Genomic DNA, 18,165 nt, shown 5'->3' on the forward strand with positions numbered 1-18,165 from the left:
CACCTGCTCGACCTGATCAAAATGCCCACCATCTCCCTGCAGATCGTCCCGTTCGACATGGCCGGATACGCCGCGGAAAGCGCTTTCTCACTCCTGCAGTTCGCCGAACCCGAACTCCCCAACATCGCCTACCTCGAACACCTCAACGGCGCGACCTACCTCGAAAAACCCGACGAACTCGAACTCTACGGACGCGCCTTCGACCGCCTCACCGTCGACGCCGAAACACCCGATCGAAGCAGGCAGTTGCTCATCAAGCGGCTGGCCGAGATCTAAGGCCGTTTTCGGTTACTGAGCGTTAGTCGCACCCCGGCGGAGATCGCCGCAACTTCACCCGAAAGATAAAGGGATTCTCGCTCCTATTTACCCAGCGGTAGGTCATTTCCGCGCCGCCGTGCACGTGCATTTACTCGTGCATTTACTCGTGCACGGCCCAGTGGTAGCTTTCTTCCTACAGTGCAGATGCACGTGCATCTGCACTGGCCGAATCAGTCGATCGGGGAAGGTGACGGCTATGGCTGAGGGAATCTTCAACGGCATGGCGGCAAACCTGTTGACCGACGCGACCTGGCGCAAGAGCAAACGCAGCGGCGCGCTGGGGAACTGCGTCGAGGTCGCGGAGCTGCCCTCGGGCGAGATCGCGGTCCGCAACTCGCGCTTCCCGACCGGCCCTGCCCTCGTGTACACGCGGGCAGAGGTCGAAGCGTTCGTCCTCGGTGCGAAGGATGGCGAGTTCGACGATGTGCTCAGCTGAGCAAGGCTGCGCGTCCGTCGACGCACGCCTGATGGACCTCATCGACCGTGGCTACCGGTTCCTGCACCCGCGGGACGGCGACGGCCGCGTGCTGGCTGTCGTCGGGATCCGGGCACACGGCGCGGTCATCGACGTCATCCGGCTCGACGCCGAGGACGACGTCGCGGCCTTCCGGGTGCCCGGTGACGAGACGAACGTGCTGGAGCCGCGCAAGATGCTGTGGCGCTGCCGGGGCGGGGCGCACGAGGTGCTGGACGAGCTGCTCGCGCTGTCCGACAGCTACCAGAACTCGGGTGGCCGTCCGGTGCAGGGCTGCTGGGTGCCCGGCGAGGGCGGCCGCGCGAAGTGGCTGACGCCCAGTCACTGAGGGTCACCCGTCCGGCGGAAGAAAGCGAGCCGAACGTCACGTTGAGTTCACCGCTGCCAAGCCGCCGGGGCGACTTACACTGGTGATGGCCTGCCCTCGTCTCCAGGGAGCTCCTTCGTGGTTGCCGACCACAACTCGCTCGACCAGCCGGAATCCGAACCCAAGGAAGAATGCGGCGTCTTCGGTGCCTGGGCACCAGGCGAAGAAGTCGCGAAGATGGCTTACTACGGGCTGTACGCGTTGCAGCACCGTGGCCAGGAAGCCGCCGGGATATCGGTGGCCGACGGCAAACAAGTCGTCGTGTTCAAAGATCTCGGCCTGGTCAGCCAGGTCTTCGATGAGCAGGTGCTGTCCTCGCTGCAGGGCCACATCGCCGTCGGGCACTGCCGCTACTCCACCACCGGGTCCTCGACCTGGGAGAACGCGCAGCCGACCTTCCGCACCACCGCGACCGGTAGCGGGATTTCCTTCGCCCACAACGGGAATCTCGTCAACACCGCCGAGCTGCGGGACCGCACGCTGGCCGCCGGGCTCAAACCGCACGGCGGGCTGACCGGCTCGTCCAGCGACTCGGACCTGGTCGCCGGCCTGCTCGCGGCCGAGGCCGCGGACAAGGGCATCGAGGCCGCGGCGCTGGAGCTGCTGCCCACCTTGCGCGGCGCGTTCTGCCTGGTCTTCTCCGACGAATCCACTCTCTACGCCGCGCGTGACCCGCACGGGGTGCACCCGCTGGTGCTGGGCAGGCTGGAGCGTGGCTGGGTGGTCGCGAGCGAGACGGCGGCGCTGGACATCATCGGCGCCTCGTTCGTCCGGGAGGTCGAGCCGGGCGAGCTGATCGCGATCGACGCCGACGGGCTGCGCTCGTCGCGGTTCGCCAACCCCGAACCCAAGGGCTGCATCTTCGAGTACGTGTACCTGGCCCGCCCGGACACCTCGATCGCCGGCCGCAGCGTGCACGGCACCCGGGTGGACATCGGGAAACGGCTGGCGCAGGAGAACCCGGTCGAGGCGGATCTCGTGATCCCGGTGCCGGAGTCGGGCACGCCGGCCGCGATCGGGTACGCCCAGGGGTCGGGCATCCCGTACGGGCAGGGCCTGGTCAAGAACGCCTACGTGGGGCGCACCTTCATCCAGCCGTCGCAGACCATCCGGCAGCTGGGCATTCGGCTCAAGCTCAACCCGTTGCGCGAAGTGATCCGCGGCAAGCGCCTGGTGGTGGTGGACGATTCGATCGTCCGCGGCAACACCCAGCGCGCGCTGGTGCGGATGCTGCGCGAGGCCGGAGCGCTGGAGGTGCACGTCCGGATCGCTTCGCCGCCCGTGCGGTGGCCGTGCTTCTACGGCATCGACTTCGCCTCACGCGCCGAGCTCGTCGCGAACGGCGCCGACCTGGACGGAATCCGCAGGCTGATCGGCGCGGACTCGCTGGGCTACGTCTCACTCGACGGGCTCATCGCGGCCTCCGAGCAGCCGAAGTCCCGCCTGTGCACGGCCTGTTTCAGCGGCGTGTACCCGATCGCGCTGCCTGACGACGCGCTCATCGGCAAGCATCTGCTGGAAGGCATGGACGGCGGCACAGGGCCCGCCCTCGCGGTCACCCCCGCCGGGTACGGTGCTGAGGATGCCGTCCGGCGTCCGTGAGTCCTGATCAGTCTGGAGTCGTCTTGCCGTGAGCGAGTCCGCCAACGCCACCTATGCCGCCGCCGGGGTCGACATCGATGCCGGTGACGAAGCAGTCGAACTGCTGAAACCGCATGCCGAGCGGACGAGCAGGCCGGAGGTGCTCGGCGGGGTCGGCGGTTTCGCCGGGCTGTTCTCGCTGAAGCTGGACCGCTGGAAGGAGCCGGTGCTCGCCTCCTCCACCGACGGCGTCGGCACCAAGATCGCGGTCGCGCAGGCGATGGACAAGCACGACACGGTGGGTATCGACCTGGTCGCGATGGTGGTCGACGACCTGGTGGTCACCGGGGCCGAGCCGCTGTTCCTGCAGGACTACATCGCGGTCGGCAAGGTGCGCCCGAAGCGGATCGAGGCGCTCGTCAGCGGGATCGCCGAAGGCTGCGTGCAAGCAGGCGCCGCGCTGCTCGGCGGCGAGACTGCCGAGCACCCCGGGCTGATGGGCGAGGACGACTACGACCTGTCGGCTACCGGGATCGGCGTGGTCGAGGCGTCCGACGTGCTCGGCCCGGACCGGGTGCGCCCCGGTGACGTGGCGATCGCGATGGGCTCCTCCGGGCTGCATTCCAACGGCTTCTCACTGGCCCGCCGGGTGCTGCTGGAGATCGCCAGGATGCCGCTGGGCGGGCACGTCGAGGAGTTCGGCCGCACGCTGGGCGAGGAAATGCTCGAGCCCACCCGGATCTACGCGAAGGACTGCCTTGCGCTCGCCGCCGAGGCCGAGGTGCGCACGTACGCGCACATCACCGGCGGCGGGCTGGAGGCCAACCTCGCCCGCGTGATCCCGCGCGGGCTGCAGGCGCGCCTGGAGCGCGGCACGTGGACCCCGGCGCCGGTGTTCGCCTTGATCGGGCAGCGCGGCAAGGTCGAGCGCGCCGAGATGGAGAAGACGTTCAACATGGGCGTCGGCATGGTCGCCGTGGTCGGCGCCGAGGACGTGGACCGCGCGCTGGCCGTGCTCACCGCGCGGCACGTGCCGGCGTGGGTGCTCGGCGAGGTGCGCACGGCGGAAAACGCCGACGACCCGCGCGCGGTGCTGTCCGGCGACCACCCGCGGTTCTGAGCAAAAGAAGTCGTCAACCGCCGGGCGGGCCGGGATCATTGGGGTATGGCTACCGACGCTGATCTCGCGATCACCCGCCGGCTGGTGATCCCGGCCGGCGAGTTGCGCGAGCGTTTCTCCCGTTCTTCCGGTCCCGGTGGCCAGGGCGTGAACACCACGGATTCGCGGGTGGAGTTGTCCTTCGACGTCGCCCGCTCACCGTCCATTCCGGACGATCTGCGGCCGAGACTCTTGGCACGACTGGGTTCCCGGTTGTCCGATGGCGTGCTGACGATCGCGGCGAGCGAGCACCGTGCCCAGCTGGCCAACCGGGAGGCCGCCCGGCTCCGGCTCGTTTCGGCATTGCGGGACGCGGCCGCGCCACCGCCCCCGAAGCGGCGCCCCACCAAGCCGAGCCGTGGTTCCAAGGAACGCCGCCTCGCCGAGAAGAAGCGCCGCGGCGACGTGAAGCGTGGGCGCGGTGGCCGGTTCGACGACTAGGAAACCGGCTCCCGCACAGCGGAACGGACCGACTGCGCGGGAATCGCCACGGGTCCGTCACGGCGGACCCAGCCGCAGGTGAGAGTCGCGGCGGCGGCGACGCCGAGCGTGTTCAGCAGGACGTCGTCGGTCGAGGTGACCCGGCCGGCGTGCAGGAAATGTTGCGCCAGCTCGATTGTCGCCGAGACGACGAAGGCGACGACCGTGATCCGCGGAATCGAGCGCAGTGCCGAAACCCGCAACGGCACCAGCACCCCGAGCGGGGCCAGCAGCAGCAGATTCCCCGCGATCTGCCACAGCGAACCATTGCCGGTGAACTCGGTGAGGATGTCCGAACCAGGCATCAGATGCAGCGAACTGCTCCGGACGGATCCGATGGGCATCATCGTCAACGCCAGGATTTCCAGTGATACCAGGAGAATCCCGACATCCAGGCCGGCCGTGCTCGCCGCGACCCATGCCGGGCGCGTGCGGGCCCGCCAGTTCGTGAGCAGCCGCCAGCCGAACAGTGCGAACGGCAACGCGATGATCGTGACCGGAACCAGAACCCCGAAACTGACCGACAGTACTTCCACGCGCACCCCTTCCCCGACGTACAAAAACGATCTTTGCAGCGGGAGGTGAGAACGGCAGAGCCAATCGAGTGCTCTTTGCGGTGAAACCCGGATGGTTTCCGCGTGTCGTTTCCGGCGTGTTAACCGGGGTTCTGCTATCGGGTCGCGATGGCCCTTGCGCGGTCGAGAATCCGCTGCAGATGCAGGCCGCGGCGGACATCGCAGGGGTGCGTCGCGGTGCCGGTGGCGATCATCGCGGCGAAGTCGTCGAGCAACGCCGTGAAGCGCTCGACTCCCGCGACCGGGTGACGGACCAATGTTCGGTAACCGTGCTCCCCGAACACCGCCACATCAGCCACCGTGGGCCGGACGGGCAGGTTGATCGACAGGGTCGCACTGCTGGTGGCGCCACCTTCATGGGTGAACACCAGGTGCCACAGATCTTCCCGCGTACGGTGCGCCGCCACGACTTCGGCGATCGGACCCAGTGCGGCGTCGAGCAAATCGATGACGTGCGGGCCGACGTCGGCCAGCGCCCCGTCCTCGTGACGCCACGGCGAAGCGCTGTATGGACCGGCGAGCAGCGCGCCCGAAAGCCAGCGCGCACTGCCACCACGCCAGCCACCGTCGGCCTTCAGCGCGTCCAGCCATTCGCGGGTTTCCATGGCATAGCGCAAGGTCAGCATCACCAGGCTTGCGACGCCCGCGCCCGTCACCGCCTCGACCAGCCGCTCCGCCGCGGCCACGTCCGGCGCGATCGGCTTCTCCAGGATCACGTGCTTGCCGGCCTCCGCCGCGCGCACCGCCAGCCCGGCCTGAACTCCGGGCGGTACCGCGAAAGCGACCGCGTCGACCTGGTCGAGCAGCTCGTCGAAGGACTCGGCGACACCGGCGCAGTGCTCGTCCGCCAACTCACGCGCGGCCTCCGCGCGGCGAGCCCAGATCGCTGTCAGCGCGACGCCAGGATGATTGCCCAAACCCGGCGCGTGCACCGATTTCGCCCACGGACCGGCACCGACGAGACCGACCCGGAGCGGCTCGTCGGAAGTCATTCGTAGGAGTAGAAACCGCGAGCGGTCTTCTTACCGAGCAGACCCGCGTCGACCATGCGCAGCAGCAACGGCGGCGGCGAGTACAGCGGCTCCTTGAACTCGTCGTACATCGACTCGGCGATGGCCTTGATGGTGTCCAGGCCGATCAGATCGGACAGCCGCAACGGCCCCATCGGGTGTGCGGTGCCCAGCTCCATGCCGCGGTCGATGTCCTCGGCCGAGGCGAACCCGGACTCGATCATGCGGATCGCCGACAGCAGGTACGGCACCAGCAGCGAGTTGACGATGAAACCCGCGCGGTCCTGCGAGCGGATCACCGTCTTCCCGAGCAGCCCCGTCGCGTGCTCCTCGGCGCGCTTGATCGTCTCCTCGCCGGTCAGCAGCGAGGGCACCAGCTCCACCAGCGGCAGCACCGGCACCGGGTTGAAGAAGTGGATGCCGATCACCTGCGCCGGGCGTTTCGTCGCCATGCCCAGCTTCATGATCGGGATCGACGAGGTGTTGGACGCGAAGATCGCGTCCTCCCGCTCGACGATCTTGTCCAGCGAACGGAAGACCTCCAGCTTGGCGGCCTCCTGCTCGATGACCGCCTCCACCACGAGATCGCGATCGGCGAAAGCCCCGAGCTCAGTGGTGAACTCAAGCCGGTTCAACGCCGCGGCCGCGTCCTCCTCGGTGAGCTTGCCGCTGCGCACACCGCGCTGCAGCGACTTCTCGATCCTCGCCTTGCCCGCGTCCAGCGCCGGCTGGTTGACCTCGGTGACCACCACGTCGGCGCCCGCTCGCGCGTGCACCTCGGCGATCCCCGAGCCCATGAGCCCGGCACCGATGACACCGACCCGCTCAATGTCCGCCACGAGAGCCTCCTTGCTCGGATCCGGACAGCACGAGGAACGAGGGCGGACCCCGGGTACCCCCGGTGCCCACCCTCGTTCTCGTCAGTCGTCAACGACGGAAGTCGTCGTCGTACTCGTCCGCGTACGGATCGTCGTACTTGTCGTCCTCGTCGTGGGAGTTCTGATGAGAGGAATTACCTGACAGCTCGCGCTGCAAAGCATCGAAGTCGGTGTCGTGAGTGCTGTATTTGAGCTCTCGTGCCACCTTCGTCTGCTTGGCCTTAGCCCGGCCGCGCCCCATGGCTCGACCCCCTCGCACAGGGACGGGGCGGCCGGGGGAAACGGCGGCCCCGCATGTCTCGACAACTATTTCCTGTCCATACCGTACCTTGTCGCGGGGGGAGAATGCGATGCGGCTTCTCCTCTCGTGGCGAGTGTCTCTCCCGCTTCCTCGAGTCGGTGCGCACCGACGGGTGGCGACGTGCCACGATTCAACCGTGGTCCGACCGTTCGTTGCCTATCTCCGGGTCTACGAACCCCTGTCCGCTTTCGGCGAACCGCCCTCTGACCAGCTGAAAAAGGCCGTCGAGGCCGCCGCGCTGACGCGAGCGTCAGCAGGCGAGCGAGAGCAGCACATGTGGCTCAAATCACAGGCTGCCGCGCCGGTCCGGCTGCTCCCGGCGGAGCTCGCCGACGGGCGCGCGGCGCCCAGCACGAACACCGACGTCCTCGTCCTCGATCCCGCCGAGGTACCCGGCCGGACCGGGCCCGGGCCGCTGGTCTGCCCGCTGGAACTGCGGGCCCGCGCGGCTGCCGCGCTCGTCAGCTTTCTCGGCGATGCGTCGCCCGCGCTCAAGGCGACAGTGCTGGAGGCCGGCGGGGTCACGGCGGAGACGGTGCGCTCCCGCACGAGCGCCGCGCTCAGCTCGCTGAACAAGGCCGCCGTACACGTCCTTTCCACCACCTGGACGGTGCCGCTGCCGTGGTTCGCGCTGGTCGACCCGGACCAGCGGCGGCTGACGCTCGGCACCGGCCTCGACGATCCCGAGCGCGAGCTGTCCTGGCGGATCTCGATGTCCGACGCGCTGAGCCGCGCGGCCGAGGCGCGCGAGCTGGTCGAATCCACCCTCGGCGATTCCGGACCGAGCCGGATCCTGGCCGAGACCGAGCGCTGGCTGGGCAACTTCGACCCGCGCTCTGCGGTGGAACTGGACTACGGCGGGCTCGTACAGCTGATCGCCGACCCGATCCTGGAGTCCGACACCTCGGCCGAAGAGGTGCACTCGATCCTGGCAGCCCTGCGGTCGGGCGAGATCGAGCAGCTAGCGGAGCTCTTCAACGACCTGCGTGAGTACTGGAGCGAGCTGGCCGCCCGCGAGCACTTCAACTAGGAGTCGTCGCGGGCGCGTTCGGCGGCGAGCAGGTCGTCGACCGACGCGGTGCCCTTCGCGTAGCGGGCGGCGATCTCGGAGTTGAACAGGTCGACCACCGCCTGCACCTCACGCCGCCGGGCCGAAACCGAGGACTCCTCCTCGGCGTAGTCGTGCACGGTCTCGACGAGCTTGTCGTCGGAGAGTGCGCCCACGTCGGTCAGATCCGAGTTACCCACCAGGGCTTCGGCCTGCCTGCGATGTTCACCCGCCCGGGACGGCTCCAGGATCTGGTGCCTGCCCGAACCACGCGCCGGCCGCAGCGCGTTGTCGGACAGGATCGTGGCCAGCCGGTCGACGATGCTCTCCCCGCCGGTACTGCGGCGCTGCTGCTCCGCGCGCACGATGTCGATCCTGGCGTGCAGGAGTCTGCGCAGGTAGGACAGGTCGGTCTCTTCCTGCGCTGCCTCGTCACGGCGCTCGCGCAGCTGCCCGAGGGACAGCTTTTCGAGGCCGTGCACGTAACCGGGAGCCAGGACGCGGTCGATGCGGCGGCGTCCTCCCGGCCGGACTTCGATCACGCCGACATCCTGCTCCATGCCGGACCTGGGCGCCAGGTCGGGTTCGTCCTCATCAGCCGCGCAGCTTCGCCGCCGCGACCCGGCCGGGCGCGGCGCCTTCCGCCGGGACCGAATCGGGGTCGACCGCCGCCTGCACCACCCTGTCCTCGTCGCCGGCGAGCAGCTCCGCATCGACCGGCGCGGATCTCTTCAGCAGCGCGAGCGCGACCGGGCCCAGCTCGTGGTGCTGGGCGACGCTGCCGACCCGGCCGACCACGCGCTCACCAAGGCGCACCGCGTCGCCGGTCTCCGGGTAGACCTCGGGCGAACCGTCCAGGTGCAGCAACACCATCCGCCGGGGCGGGCGGCCGACGTTGAACACCTTCGCGACGGTTTCCTGCCCGCGGTAGCAGCCCTTCGCGACGTGCGCCGCGGAGCCGATCCAGTTGACCTCGTGCGGGATCGTGCGATCGTCGGTGTCCACCCCGAGCCGGGGCCGCAGTGACTCCACCCGCAGCGCGTCGAAGGCCCAGCTGCCCGCCGGGCGCGCGCCCGCGTCGGTGATCCGTTGCCACCAGCCGGCCAGTTCCGATCGCGGCACCAGCAGATCGACGCTGGCACGGCCCGGCCACGGCATCCGGCGCGCGAACCCGCCCTCGACGGCCGCCACCGCGTACGGCTCCGCGCCGAGCGAGATGTCCAAAGTGGACAGGATGCGGTCGGCGTCCGGGCCGAGCAGGGTCAGCAGTGCCAGCTCGCCGGTCACGTCCGTGATCTCCACCTTGGACCAGAACTTCATGGCCTCCAGGTACTCGCGCAGGGTTTGCGGGCCACCCTTCGGCAACGCGCTGGTGGCCTTGGCGCCCGGGTCACTGTCCAGGAAGACCGCCTCGCCGATGTGCGCCAGCACCATGTGCGTGTCGACATGGCCCTGGCTGTCCAGCACCAGGGCCTCGGTGCCGGCACCCTCGGCCAGTTCCGTGACGTGCTGGGAGATCACCAGATGCAGCCAGGACAACCGTTCCGGCCCGGTCACCTTCAGCACTTCGCGATGCGACCTGTCGACCACCGCGACGCCGCGGGTGGCCGTGCGCTGCTCGGCGAACGGGTCACCCCAGTGCCATGGCACGCCTTGTTCCGGGTGGCCGTCCGGCGGCGCGATGGATCCGGGCGCTTCGAGCAGGGGTGACTGATAAGTCATACCTTCGATGGTAGGTGAGTACGGTGGGTCCATGCGCGTACTGGCTTTCACCGACGGCACGATCGCCGATCCCGACGCCCCGCACATCCGGGTGGACGACCTCGGGCTCATGCGCGGGGACGGCATCTTCGAGACAGTGCTGGTCGTCGGCGGCGAGCCACGGGAGCTCCGCCCGCACCTGGACCGGCTGGCGCGGTCGGCCTCGATGCTCGACCTGCCCGAGCCGGACGACGACGCCTGGCAGCGGGTCACCCGGCAGGTCATCGAGAAGTGGACCGCGGGCCCGGAGTTCGCGCTCAAACTCGTCTACACGCGCGGTATCGACGGAGATCCGCAGGCCAGGCCGACGGCGTTCGCGATGGGCATCCCGATCGACGAAAAGGTGATCCGCGCCCGTGCCGAAGGCGTCGCCGCCGTGACGCTGGAACGCGGTATCGACCCCGGTCTCGCCGAGCGCGCGCCGTGGCTGCTGCTGGGCGCGAAGTCGTTGTCCTACGGGCTGAACATGGCCGCGAGCCGGGAGGCGGCGCGGCGCGGCGCGCAGGACGTGATCTTCACCGCAACCGACGACTCGGTGCTCGAAGGCCCCACCTCGAACGTCATCCTGGCGCGCGGCAGGACGTTGTACACCCCGCCGGCCACAATCGGCATCCTGCCGGGCACCACCCAGGCCGCGGTGTTCCGCGGGGCGGAGCGGATCGGCTGGAGCACCAAGATCGAGCCGCTGCGGGCATCAGACCTTCCTTCCGCCGACGGGGTTTTCCTCGCGTCCTCGGTGCGGAAGCTGACCAGGGTGCACACCCTCGACGGCGAGCGGCTGCCCGACTCCACCGAGATCCACGCCGAACTCGCCGCCGCGTACGAAGACGTCTACGCGGGCAGGTAGCGGAAGCGCACGCCTGTACCGGGGCGGGCCTGCGCAAGCGCGGGCAGCGCCTTCGCCGCCACCACCCCGATCACCGGGTAACCACCGGTGGTCGGGTGGTCGGCGAGGAACACCACGGGCAGCCCGTTCGGTGGCACCTGGATCGCACCGGTGACCAGGCCCTCGCTGGGCAGCTCGCGATCTTCCTTGCGGCGCAGGGGAGTTCCGTCGAGCCGCAGCCCGACCCGGTTCGACTGGGCGGTCACCGTCCAGCGCGTCGCCAGCTGGCGGGCGGCGTCGTCGAACCAGTCGTCGCGCGGGCCGAGCAGCACCGGCACCACCAGTTCGAGAGGCGCGCGCGAAGCGGCCAGCTCGTCTTCGCCGGTCGGGACGCCCTGTGGCGTACCGAGCGGCAGCACATCGCCCGGCGCCAGCGGGGGTGGCCCTATTTCGGACAGCACGTCCCGAGACCGGCTGCCGAGTTCGGCCTCGACCGCGATCCCGCCGGAAACCGCCAGGTAGCAACGTAATCCGGTGTCCGGGGTGCCGACGCGCAACGTCTGCCCGGCGGCGAGGAACACCGGGGAATGCGAGCCGGCGGGCCGATCGCCGACCGCGACGGAAACCGGCGGCCCGGTCACCGCGACGGTGCAGGAAGCGTTGGCACGCACGGAAAACCCGCCCAGCAGCAGTTCGAGCCCTGCTGCGGCCTCGGGGTTGCCGACAAGCCTGTTGGCCAGGCGCAGCGCCGGCACATCGAGCGCGCCGGACGGCGGAACGCCCAGATGCCCCAGCCCGGTGCGGCCAAGGTCCTGCACCAGCGCGGACGGCCCGACCTCGAGCACTTCCAGCGACCTCACCGCACGCTCCGGAACCGCACGCGATCGCCCGGCGCAAGCAGCACCGGCCGTTCGGCGTGGGGATCGAACAGCTGGGCGTCGGTGTGCCCGAGCAGCCGCCAGCCGCCAGGCGAAGAACGGGGATACGCACCGGTGAACTCGCCCGCCACCCCGACCGAACCGGCAGGCACCTTGGTGCGCGGGGTGTCCAGCCTCGGCTGGCGAAGCTGTTCGGGAAGCCCGGTCAGATAAGCGAAACCGGGCGCGAAGCCGGTAAACGCGACGGTGTACTCGGCGCCCGTGTGCAGCGAGACCACCTCGTCGACGCCCAGACCGGCCGTCTCTGCCACCAGTTCCAGATCCGCGCCGTCGTAGCGAACGTCAAGCACGACGTCGCGCGGATCGACGGCGGGTGGGTTGGCCAGGTCGGCGGCCTCGACGAGCGCGCGCACCTCGGGCAGCGCCTTCGAACCGGGGCTCGTGACGACGAGTACCGTGCTGGCGCCGGGAATGACCTCGAGGACGCCCGGCACCTCGGCGGCGGCGACCGTGGCCCGCACCGCGGTCATCTCGTCCAGCGAATCGCATTGGACGAGCACCGCGTCCGCGCCGTACGGCAGCCAGCGCACGCGTCAGCCGACGACTCGGCGCAGGTAGAGGGACACATGCGGCTGCATCGGCTCGCCAACCATCGCGCGCTCCTCGACATAGCCGAGGTCACCATTGTTGACCAGGCCGTAGAGCCGCTGGGCGCCGACGACTTCCTTCGCGGTGGCCGTGCGGACCACCGCGTCGGTACCCAGCTCCCAGGACGTCTGCGAGCGCGGCTTGCCGTAGAAGATCTCGGCGATCCCGCTGGAATGGGTCAGCAGCAGCTCGATCGTGTCGTCCTCCTGGGGACGCCACCAGCCGACCTCGCGCGCGGCGGGCCGGATGACCTTGCCGTCCTCGTCGAGCAGCCAGGACCGCGCCTCGTGGTACAGGAACGGTCTGCCGTCGTGGGCGATGGTGAGTTGCTGCGCGCACCGCACCGGCCCGTCGACCGTCGGGTAGTTGATCTCGCCTTCCCCACGCCAGACCCCGACCAGTGGCAGCAACGCCAGGCAGGCGTCGTTGAGGTTCGGGCCCTCGCGAAGGTTTGCGGTGTCAGCGGGGACGGGCAGGTCCTCGAACTGCGGGAGGTTGCGCTCCCGGGTGCTCTCGGCCCGCTCTTCCGCGGCCTGGATGGCTTCGTCGCCAGTCGACATGGCCTCAGCGCTGGTCGGCGTAGAGCCGGTAGACGACGTAGACGGTGAACCAGACGATGGCGATGGCGGCGATCACCAGCAGGGTCGTAAAGAGTGCTTCCACGCCAAGCAGGATAACGCCCCCGACCCTGGTCAGCCCCCTCGCCCGTGGTGGCGAAGGACACGCACGCCGGCGCAAAAAACATGGGGCCACCGGCGGCTGCCGGTGGCCCCATGGGCGCGGAGTGGATCAGGCCACCGAAATGGCCACCTGGTGCAGCCCAGGGCCCTCGGCCGTCACCGAGGCTTCGCCGTTGCCGGAGCGGTGCAGGGCGCGCACCGTCCAGGCGCCGGGGGCCGCGTAGAAGCGGAAATCCCCTTCGGACGAAGCCTGCACTTCACCGGCGAAGTCACCTTCGCCGTTGAGCAGGCGCACGTAGGCGCCGCCAAGCGGGCCGTCGCTGCCGGACACCTTGCCGGCCACCACGACCTGACCCTGCGTGTCGATGTCGGCCGGGGTGGCCGTCTGCGCCGGGGCGCCGCAACCGTCAGCACTCATTTACTTCGCTCCCGTCTCGATCGGCACGCCGACCAGCGAGCCGTACTCGGTCCACGAACCGTCGTAGTTCTTGACGTCGGACAGCCCGATCAGCTCGTGCAGCGCGAACCACGTGTGGCTGGAGCGCTCGCCGATGCGGCAGTAGGCGATGGTCGCCTTGCCGGTGTCCAGGCCTGCCTCGTTGTACAGCTCGGTGAGCTCCTCGGCGGTCTTGAAGGTGCCGTCCTCGTTCGCGGTCTTGGCCCACGGCACGTTCAGCGCCGTCGGGATGTGGCCGGCGCGCTGCGCGGACTCCTGCGGCAGGTGCGCCGGGGCCAGCAGCTTGCCGGAGAACTCGTCGGGCGAGCGGACGTCGACCAGGTTCTTGGTGCCGATCGCGTCGACGACCTCGTCGCGGAAGGCGCGGATCTTGGTGTCCGGCTCCTTCGCGGTGTAGCTGGTGGCGTCGCGCTTGACCTCGTCGGCGTTCAGCTCGCGGCCGTCCAGCTCCCACTTCTTGCGGCCACCGTCGAGCAGCTTGACCTTGTCGTGGCCGTAGAGCTTGAAGTACCAGTAGGCGTACGCGGCGAACCAGTTGTTGTTGCCGCCGTAGAGGACCACGAGGTCGTCGTTGCCGATGCCCTTCTCCGACAGGAGGGCTTCGAAGCCCGCCTTGTCCACGAAGTCACGGCGGACCGGGTCCTGCAGATCGGTCTTCCAGTCGATCTTGACGGCACCGCGGATGTGCCCGCCGTCGTAGGCGGTGGTGTCCTCATCCACCTCGGCGAAGACCACGCCGGGGGTGTCCAGGTTCTCCTCGGCCCACTGCGTAGTGACCAGGACGTCTTCTCGGCTCATTGCTCTCTTTCTTTCTTCTTCTACTGGGTGGACTTGATCAGGACGCTTGGGGCGTGAACCGGCGGATCAGCAGGTACATCTCGCAGCCGAGGCAGAAGTTGAACGCGGCGTTGAGGAAGGCGGCCAGCAGCGCGAACGCGGTGGCCACGACCCCGACCGGCGTGCTGCCGAACGCGTAGCCGAGGGTGCCTACCACGGCGAAGACGAACCCGACGGCCTGCGCGAACCGCAGCGGGGCGGCCTCCTCGCGTTCGGTCGTCGGACCGAGGCGTGGCGCCACCAGCTTGCGGTACAGGATCGAGTACGGCGCCGGCTTGAGCCCGACGAACGCACCGATGGCGAAGACGACGGCCTGCACGGCGAGCAACGGCCACCAGCTGGTGATCAGCACGATCGCCAGCACCACGGTGGTCACGACGGCCGCGAACCTCGGGCCACGAGGGTCGACTGCTGGTCCTGCTGACATGGTGTGCCTCCCGGGGCGGGCGCGCGCCGGTACGCGCGTCGAAAACGGATTTACTACCGGGGGAAAGCGAGCTGGGAAGGCTCGTCACACCAGACACAGGCTGCTGCGCACGCGGCAGAAATCGACCGCGCGGCGTTGCGTCAGCAAAGTGGTGGGCAGCCTGTTCACGACGCCAAGGGTACTTGGCCTTCCCTACCCGTGGGAACCTCGTTCATCAGTTGGACCCCGGCGAAACCGGACGAAGGTGCTCGTCCAGGGCTTCCAGCACCGCAGCACCCTTCGGCACCCCGCTGATACGCAGCAGTTCCGTCCCAGATGGTGAGAAAGCGAGCGTGGTCGGGGTGCGCAGCACACCCAGCGCCTGCGCGACCTCGGGCTGGTCCGTCACGTCCAGTTCGACGTGACGAAGTCCTTCAGTCCGCTCCGCGAGCGGTTCCAGCACGGCGCGGGTGTGCCGGCACGGGGCGCAGAACGTGGTGGAGATCTGCACCAGGGTGACCGGCGTCCGCGGGTCGAGGGCTTCGGCGACCGAGGCGGGCAACTCCCGCTCGGGCCGCTTCGCCGCGCTGATCCGCCCGTTGCGGGCTCGCAGCAGTAGACCGGCGACCGAACCGATCACCAGCACGCCCAGCACTACCCAGACGCCGACCATGTCCTCACCTTCCCGACGAGGCCCCGCTGAACGTCACGTTCTTCGCCTCGCCCTTGATGGTCACCGAGCCGCTGTTCACCTGCACGGCGGTCGGCGTGACCTCGAAGGGCAGGCTGCCGGTGTCGATGGACGCCTTGAAGTTCGGCAGCAGGGCCTTTTGTACAGCAGCTGGAACGACAGTGGTCTCCTTGTCATTCCCGTACTGCAGCCGCTGCGGGACGATGTCGATCGAAGTGCCGTGCAGTTCGATCAGCGCGAAGCAGAAGATCTCGATCTTCTGCCCGGCGATCTGCACGTCGCCGGAGACCCGGATGCCGGCCTTGGACTTGTCCTGGTCCTCGGTGTTGGTGGCGGTCGAGTCGGAGTTGTCGGTCGCTTCCTGGCCGGTCTGCACGTACTCGATGCTGGAGGGCTCGATGCGCAGGTCCTCGATCTTGGTGAGCGGGTCGACCCTGGCGATGTCGCTGGCCTTGATGGTGACCTGCGCCTGGAGCTGACCGATCTTGATCGCGTCGGTGTTGCCGTGAATCAGGTCGGACAGCGGGGCGGTCACGTCGTTGAGCTCGGCGTTGACGGCCACGTCACGCAGCTCCTGGATCGGCACCCCGGACGCCGAAAGCGAGATGTGGCTGTAGTCACCACTGATGGCCTGCGTGGTGAACGGGAACCCGTGGATGGTCACCGACGGGTCATCGGTCAGCTTGAGCTGCTCGCGCGCCTTCTGGGACACGGTGTGCTCGGCGTACGCGGCGAGGCCGAAATCGGCCGCTACCAGCACCGCGACCAGCACCGCAAGGCTGATGACGATGCGGCGGGCGCGCCGGCCACGGCGTTTGCCATGGCCGGACGAGGCGGGGCGATCCTGGGTCACAGGTCTGCTCACTCTTCGTATCCGATCTGTCCGAATGTTCGTGCGCGCGACTGCACGGTACGGGTCACCAGTGTGACGGCACTGTGACGAGTACAGCAGAGGGGAGGTGTTTGCGGGTTCAACCGATTAGGCTCTACAGGCACCGGCCAGGGGCGTTCGACGCCCGGACAGAAAAAAGGCGGTGGGCGAATGAGCCTGGACCTGCTCGTACTCACTCCCGAGCCGGAGGCCACTGCGGTTCTGCCGGCCCTTGATCTGCTGCCCCACACCGTACGCGTGCGCGCACCGGAAGTCACCGCGCTGCTGGACGCCGGGCACCGCGACGTCATCCTGCTCGACGCGAGAACCGATCTGGCCTCGGCGAAGAGCCTCTGCCGTCTGCTCAAGGGCACCGGCGAGGACGAGGCCAGCACGCCGATCATCGCCGTGGTCGGCGAGGGTGGCCTGGTCGCGGTCAGCGCGGAATGGCGCACCGACGACATCCTGCTGCCCACCGCGGGCCCGGCCGAGGTGGACGCCCGGCTGCGGCTGGCCACCACCCGCGACGGCGGCTCAACCCAGGTCGACGCCGAGCTGCGCGTCGGTGAGCTGGTGATCGACGAGGCCACCTACACCGCGCGCCTGCGCCGCCGCACCCTCGAGCTCACGTACAAGGAGTTCGAGCTGCTCAAGTACCTCGCCCAGCACGCCGGCCGGGTCTTCACCCGCGCCCAGCTGCTGCAGGAGGTCTGGGGTTACGACTTCTTCGGTGGCACCCGCACCGTGGACGTGCACGTCCGGCGGCTGCGCGCCAAGCTCGGCCCGGAGCACGAGCAGATGATCGGCACCGTGCGCAACGTCGGCTACAAGTTCGAGCGGCCCGCGAAGGGCGGCCCCAAGCCGGGTGTCACGTCGCTCAACTTCGACACCAGCGAGCTGCCCACCGAGGTCCCCGCGCAGTAACTTCGAACCCATGCTGAACGTGGTGTGGGTGCCGGAACTGAACGAGCTCGTGACCGGCGAGGTGCGCGAGCTGCTGCTCGCCGCCCGCGCGGTGGACACCCGGCCCGAGGTGAAGGCCGAAGGTCCGTTGCCGGGGGAGTTCTCGGGTGGTCTGCACCTGCTCGGCCACGACGAAGGCAAGCTGGTCGGCTACGCGCATCTGGACACGAGTGGCGATGCCTTCGGCCGTCAGGTCGCCGAGCTGATCGTGCACCCTGATCGACGGCGGCAAGGCGTCGGTACGCGGCTGGTCGAGGCGCTGGTGGAAAAGGTCGGCGAGCCGGACAAGCTGCGCGTCTGGGCGCACGGAGATCATCCGGCCGCCGCCCGTATCGCCGAGCGCGCCGGCTTCGCCCGCGCCCGTGAACTCCTTGTCCTGCATGTGAATGTGGCCGGCGCGGACTGGCCGGAGCCGGTTCTGCGGGACGGTGTTTCGCTGCGCACGTTCGTCCCGGGGCAGGACGAGCAGGCCGTCGTCGACGTCAACGCGCGCGCCTTCGACTGGCACCCCGAGCAGGGGCAGCTCACCGTCGCCGAACTGACGAACACGGAGCGTGCAGACTGGTTCGACGCCGAGGGCTTCTTCCTCGCCGAACGCGAAGGCAAGCTGCTCGGCTTCCACTGGACCAAGATCCATCCCGCCGACCCCGGCCAGTTCGGCGGCGAGCCCGTCGGCGAGGTCTACGTCGTCGGCGTCGATCCGGACGCGCAGGGCGGTGGCCTCGGCAAAGCGCTCACCCTGGCCGGGCTGCGTTACTTGCGGGACAAGGGCCTCGCTCAGGTGATCCTGTACGTCGAGGGCGACAACACCCCGGCCATCGCGGTGTACACGAAGCTCGGCTTCACGCGCTACTCGGTCGACGTCCAATACGCACGGTGATCACGGTTTCGATCTGTTAACCGCGAGCGCGCAACCTGTCACGGATCGCAAACCCGCAGGTCACGGCTAGGACAC

Annotated in this window: 24 protein-coding genes; 10 read left to right on the forward strand and 14 right to left on the reverse strand. The window is 69.0% G+C overall.

Translation table 11 applies throughout. From position 1 onward, the window contains the following. The 6 genes from VHD82_RS32280 to arfB all read left to right on the forward strand — a co-directional run. The coding region (locus VHD82_RS32280) for a Scr1 family TA system antitoxin-like transcriptional regulator (protein WP_325712552.1) at positions 1-276 on the forward strand (276 nt) is incomplete at its 5' end. Between the two features lie 238 nt (positions 277-514). Beyond that, a complete protein-coding gene (locus VHD82_RS32285) occupies positions 515-754 on the forward strand; it encodes a DUF397 domain-containing protein (protein ID WP_325712554.1) in 240 nt (79 codons plus the stop codon). Between the two features lie 31 nt (positions 755-785). Then, entirely contained in the window at positions 786-1,121 is a 336-nt protein-coding gene (locus tag VHD82_RS32290) for a hypothetical protein (protein WP_325712556.1), read from the forward strand. A 117-nt stretch (positions 1,122-1,238) separates the two neighbouring features. Beyond that, complete coding sequence (purF, locus tag VHD82_RS32295; protein WP_325712557.1) at positions 1,239-2,762, forward strand: amidophosphoribosyltransferase; 1,524 nt, start codon at positions 1,239-1,241, stop codon at positions 2,760-2,762. Positions 2,763-2,790: 28 nt separating this feature from the next. Beyond that, entirely contained in the window at positions 2,791-3,861 is a 1,071-nt protein-coding gene (gene purM / locus VHD82_RS32300) for a phosphoribosylformylglycinamidine cyclo-ligase (protein ID WP_325712559.1), read from the forward strand. A 45-nt stretch (positions 3,862-3,906) separates the two neighbouring features. Then, positions 3,907-4,341, forward strand: a complete 435-nt coding sequence (gene arfB / locus VHD82_RS32305; protein ID WP_325712561.1) for an alternative ribosome rescue aminoacyl-tRNA hydrolase ArfB — start codon at positions 3,907-3,909, stop codon at positions 4,339-4,341. Here the strand turns inward: arfB and VHD82_RS32310 are convergent. The 4 genes from VHD82_RS32310 to VHD82_RS32325 form a co-directional block, all read right to left on the reverse strand. After that, a complete protein-coding gene (locus VHD82_RS32310) occupies positions 4,338-4,916 on the reverse strand; it encodes a VanZ family protein (protein ID WP_325712563.1) in 579 nt (192 codons plus the stop codon). The two genes, arfB and VHD82_RS32310, sit on opposite strands and share 4 nt — an antisense overlap. 134 nt (positions 4,917-5,050) lie before the next feature. Then, positions 5,051-5,947, reverse strand: coding sequence for a Gfo/Idh/MocA family oxidoreductase (locus tag VHD82_RS32315; protein WP_325712565.1), 897 nt, complete (start codon positions 5,945-5,947; stop codon positions 5,051-5,053). Next, complete coding sequence (locus VHD82_RS32320; protein WP_325712567.1) at positions 5,944-6,804, reverse strand: 3-hydroxybutyryl-CoA dehydrogenase; 861 nt, start codon at positions 6,802-6,804, stop codon at positions 5,944-5,946. The genes VHD82_RS32315 and VHD82_RS32320 overlap by 4 nt, the downstream gene beginning before the upstream one ends. 88 nt (positions 6,805-6,892) lie before the next feature. Then, the gene (locus VHD82_RS32325) at positions 6,893-7,084 is read right to left on the reverse strand and encodes a DUF3073 domain-containing protein (protein ID WP_325712569.1); all 192 of its coding nucleotides are present in this window, start codon (positions 7,082-7,084) and stop codon (positions 6,893-6,895) included. Positions 7,085-7,280: 196 nt separating this feature from the next. Here VHD82_RS32325 and VHD82_RS32330 point away from each other — a divergent pair, with 196 nt between their 5' ends. Continuing rightward, on the forward strand, positions 7,281-8,174 hold the full coding sequence (locus VHD82_RS32330; RefSeq protein ID WP_325712571.1) for a hypothetical protein: 894 nt from the start codon (positions 7,281-7,283) through the stop codon (positions 8,172-8,174). On the opposite strand, the gene VHD82_RS32335 is transcribed toward VHD82_RS32330, so the two are convergent. After that, positions 8,171-8,734, reverse strand: coding sequence for an aerial mycelium formation protein (locus VHD82_RS32335; protein ID WP_325712733.1), 564 nt, complete (start codon positions 8,732-8,734; stop codon positions 8,171-8,173). The genes VHD82_RS32330 and VHD82_RS32335 overlap by 4 nt on opposite strands. A gap of 52 nt (positions 8,735-8,786) precedes the next feature. Further along, a complete protein-coding gene (locus VHD82_RS32340; protein ID WP_325712572.1) occupies positions 8,787-9,914 on the reverse strand; it encodes a folate-binding protein in 1,128 nt (375 codons plus the stop codon). 31 nt (positions 9,915-9,945) lie between these two features. Between VHD82_RS32340 and VHD82_RS32345 the strand changes: the two genes are divergently transcribed. Next, on the forward strand, positions 9,946-10,800 hold the full coding sequence (locus tag VHD82_RS32345) for an aminodeoxychorismate lyase (RefSeq protein ID WP_325712574.1): 855 nt from the start codon (positions 9,946-9,948) through the stop codon (positions 10,798-10,800). Here VHD82_RS32345 and VHD82_RS32350 read toward each other — a convergent pair. From VHD82_RS32350 to VHD82_RS32385, 8 genes are all read right to left on the reverse strand, one after another. Next, the gene (locus VHD82_RS32350) at positions 10,785-11,639 is read right to left on the reverse strand and encodes a biotin-dependent carboxyltransferase family protein (protein ID WP_325712575.1); all 855 of its coding nucleotides are present in this window, start codon (positions 11,637-11,639) and stop codon (positions 10,785-10,787) included. The two genes, VHD82_RS32345 and VHD82_RS32350, sit on opposite strands and share 16 nt — an antisense overlap. Then, a complete protein-coding gene (pxpB, locus tag VHD82_RS32355; RefSeq protein ID WP_325712577.1) occupies positions 11,636-12,247 on the reverse strand; it encodes a 5-oxoprolinase subunit PxpB in 612 nt (203 codons plus the stop codon). Before pxpB ends, VHD82_RS32350 begins: the two co-directional genes overlap by 4 nt. Positions 12,248-12,250: 3 nt before the next feature. After that, complete coding sequence (locus tag VHD82_RS32360) at positions 12,251-12,865, reverse strand: FABP family protein (RefSeq protein ID WP_325712579.1); 615 nt, start codon at positions 12,863-12,865, stop codon at positions 12,251-12,253. Between the two features lie 229 nt (positions 12,866-13,094). Then, a complete protein-coding gene (locus VHD82_RS32365) occupies positions 13,095-13,403 on the reverse strand; it encodes a DUF1416 domain-containing protein (protein WP_325712580.1) in 309 nt (102 codons plus the stop codon). Continuing rightward, positions 13,404-14,240 (reverse strand): sulfurtransferase, encoded by an 837-nt coding sequence (locus tag VHD82_RS32370; protein ID WP_325712582.1) that lies wholly within the window; start codon positions 14,238-14,240, stop codon positions 13,404-13,406. A 37-nt stretch (positions 14,241-14,277) separates the two neighbouring features. After that, positions 14,278-14,706: a DUF4395 domain-containing protein gene (locus VHD82_RS32375; RefSeq protein WP_325712584.1), complete on the reverse strand. Its 429-nt coding sequence runs from the start codon at positions 14,704-14,706 to the stop codon at positions 14,278-14,280. Positions 14,707-14,920: 214 nt separating this feature from the next. Continuing rightward, on the reverse strand, positions 14,921-15,358 hold the full coding sequence (locus VHD82_RS32380) for a thioredoxin family protein (protein ID WP_325712586.1): 438 nt from the start codon (positions 15,356-15,358) through the stop codon (positions 14,921-14,923). A gap of 4 nt (positions 15,359-15,362) precedes the next feature. Next, a complete protein-coding gene (locus VHD82_RS32385) occupies positions 15,363-16,229 on the reverse strand; it encodes a DUF2993 domain-containing protein (protein WP_325712588.1) in 867 nt (288 codons plus the stop codon). Positions 16,230-16,418: 189 nt separating this feature from the next. Here VHD82_RS32385 and VHD82_RS32390 point away from each other — a divergent pair, with 189 nt between their 5' ends. Together VHD82_RS32390 and mshD are read left to right on the forward strand one after the other, a co-directional pair. Continuing rightward, positions 16,419-17,171, forward strand: a complete 753-nt coding sequence (locus VHD82_RS32390) for a response regulator transcription factor (RefSeq protein WP_325712590.1) — start codon at positions 16,419-16,421, stop codon at positions 17,169-17,171. A gap of 10 nt (positions 17,172-17,181) precedes the next feature. After that, the gene (gene mshD, locus VHD82_RS32395) at positions 17,182-18,090 is read left to right on the forward strand and encodes a mycothiol synthase (protein ID WP_325712592.1); all 909 of its coding nucleotides are present in this window, start codon (positions 17,182-17,184) and stop codon (positions 18,088-18,090) included. The last annotated feature ends 75 nt before the right edge of the window (positions 18,091-18,165 follow it).

It is taken from the genome of Amycolatopsis sp., assembly GCF_035546795.1.
In the GTDB taxonomy this organism is placed as follows: domain Bacteria; phylum Actinomycetota; class Actinomycetes; order Mycobacteriales; family Pseudonocardiaceae; genus Amycolatopsis_E.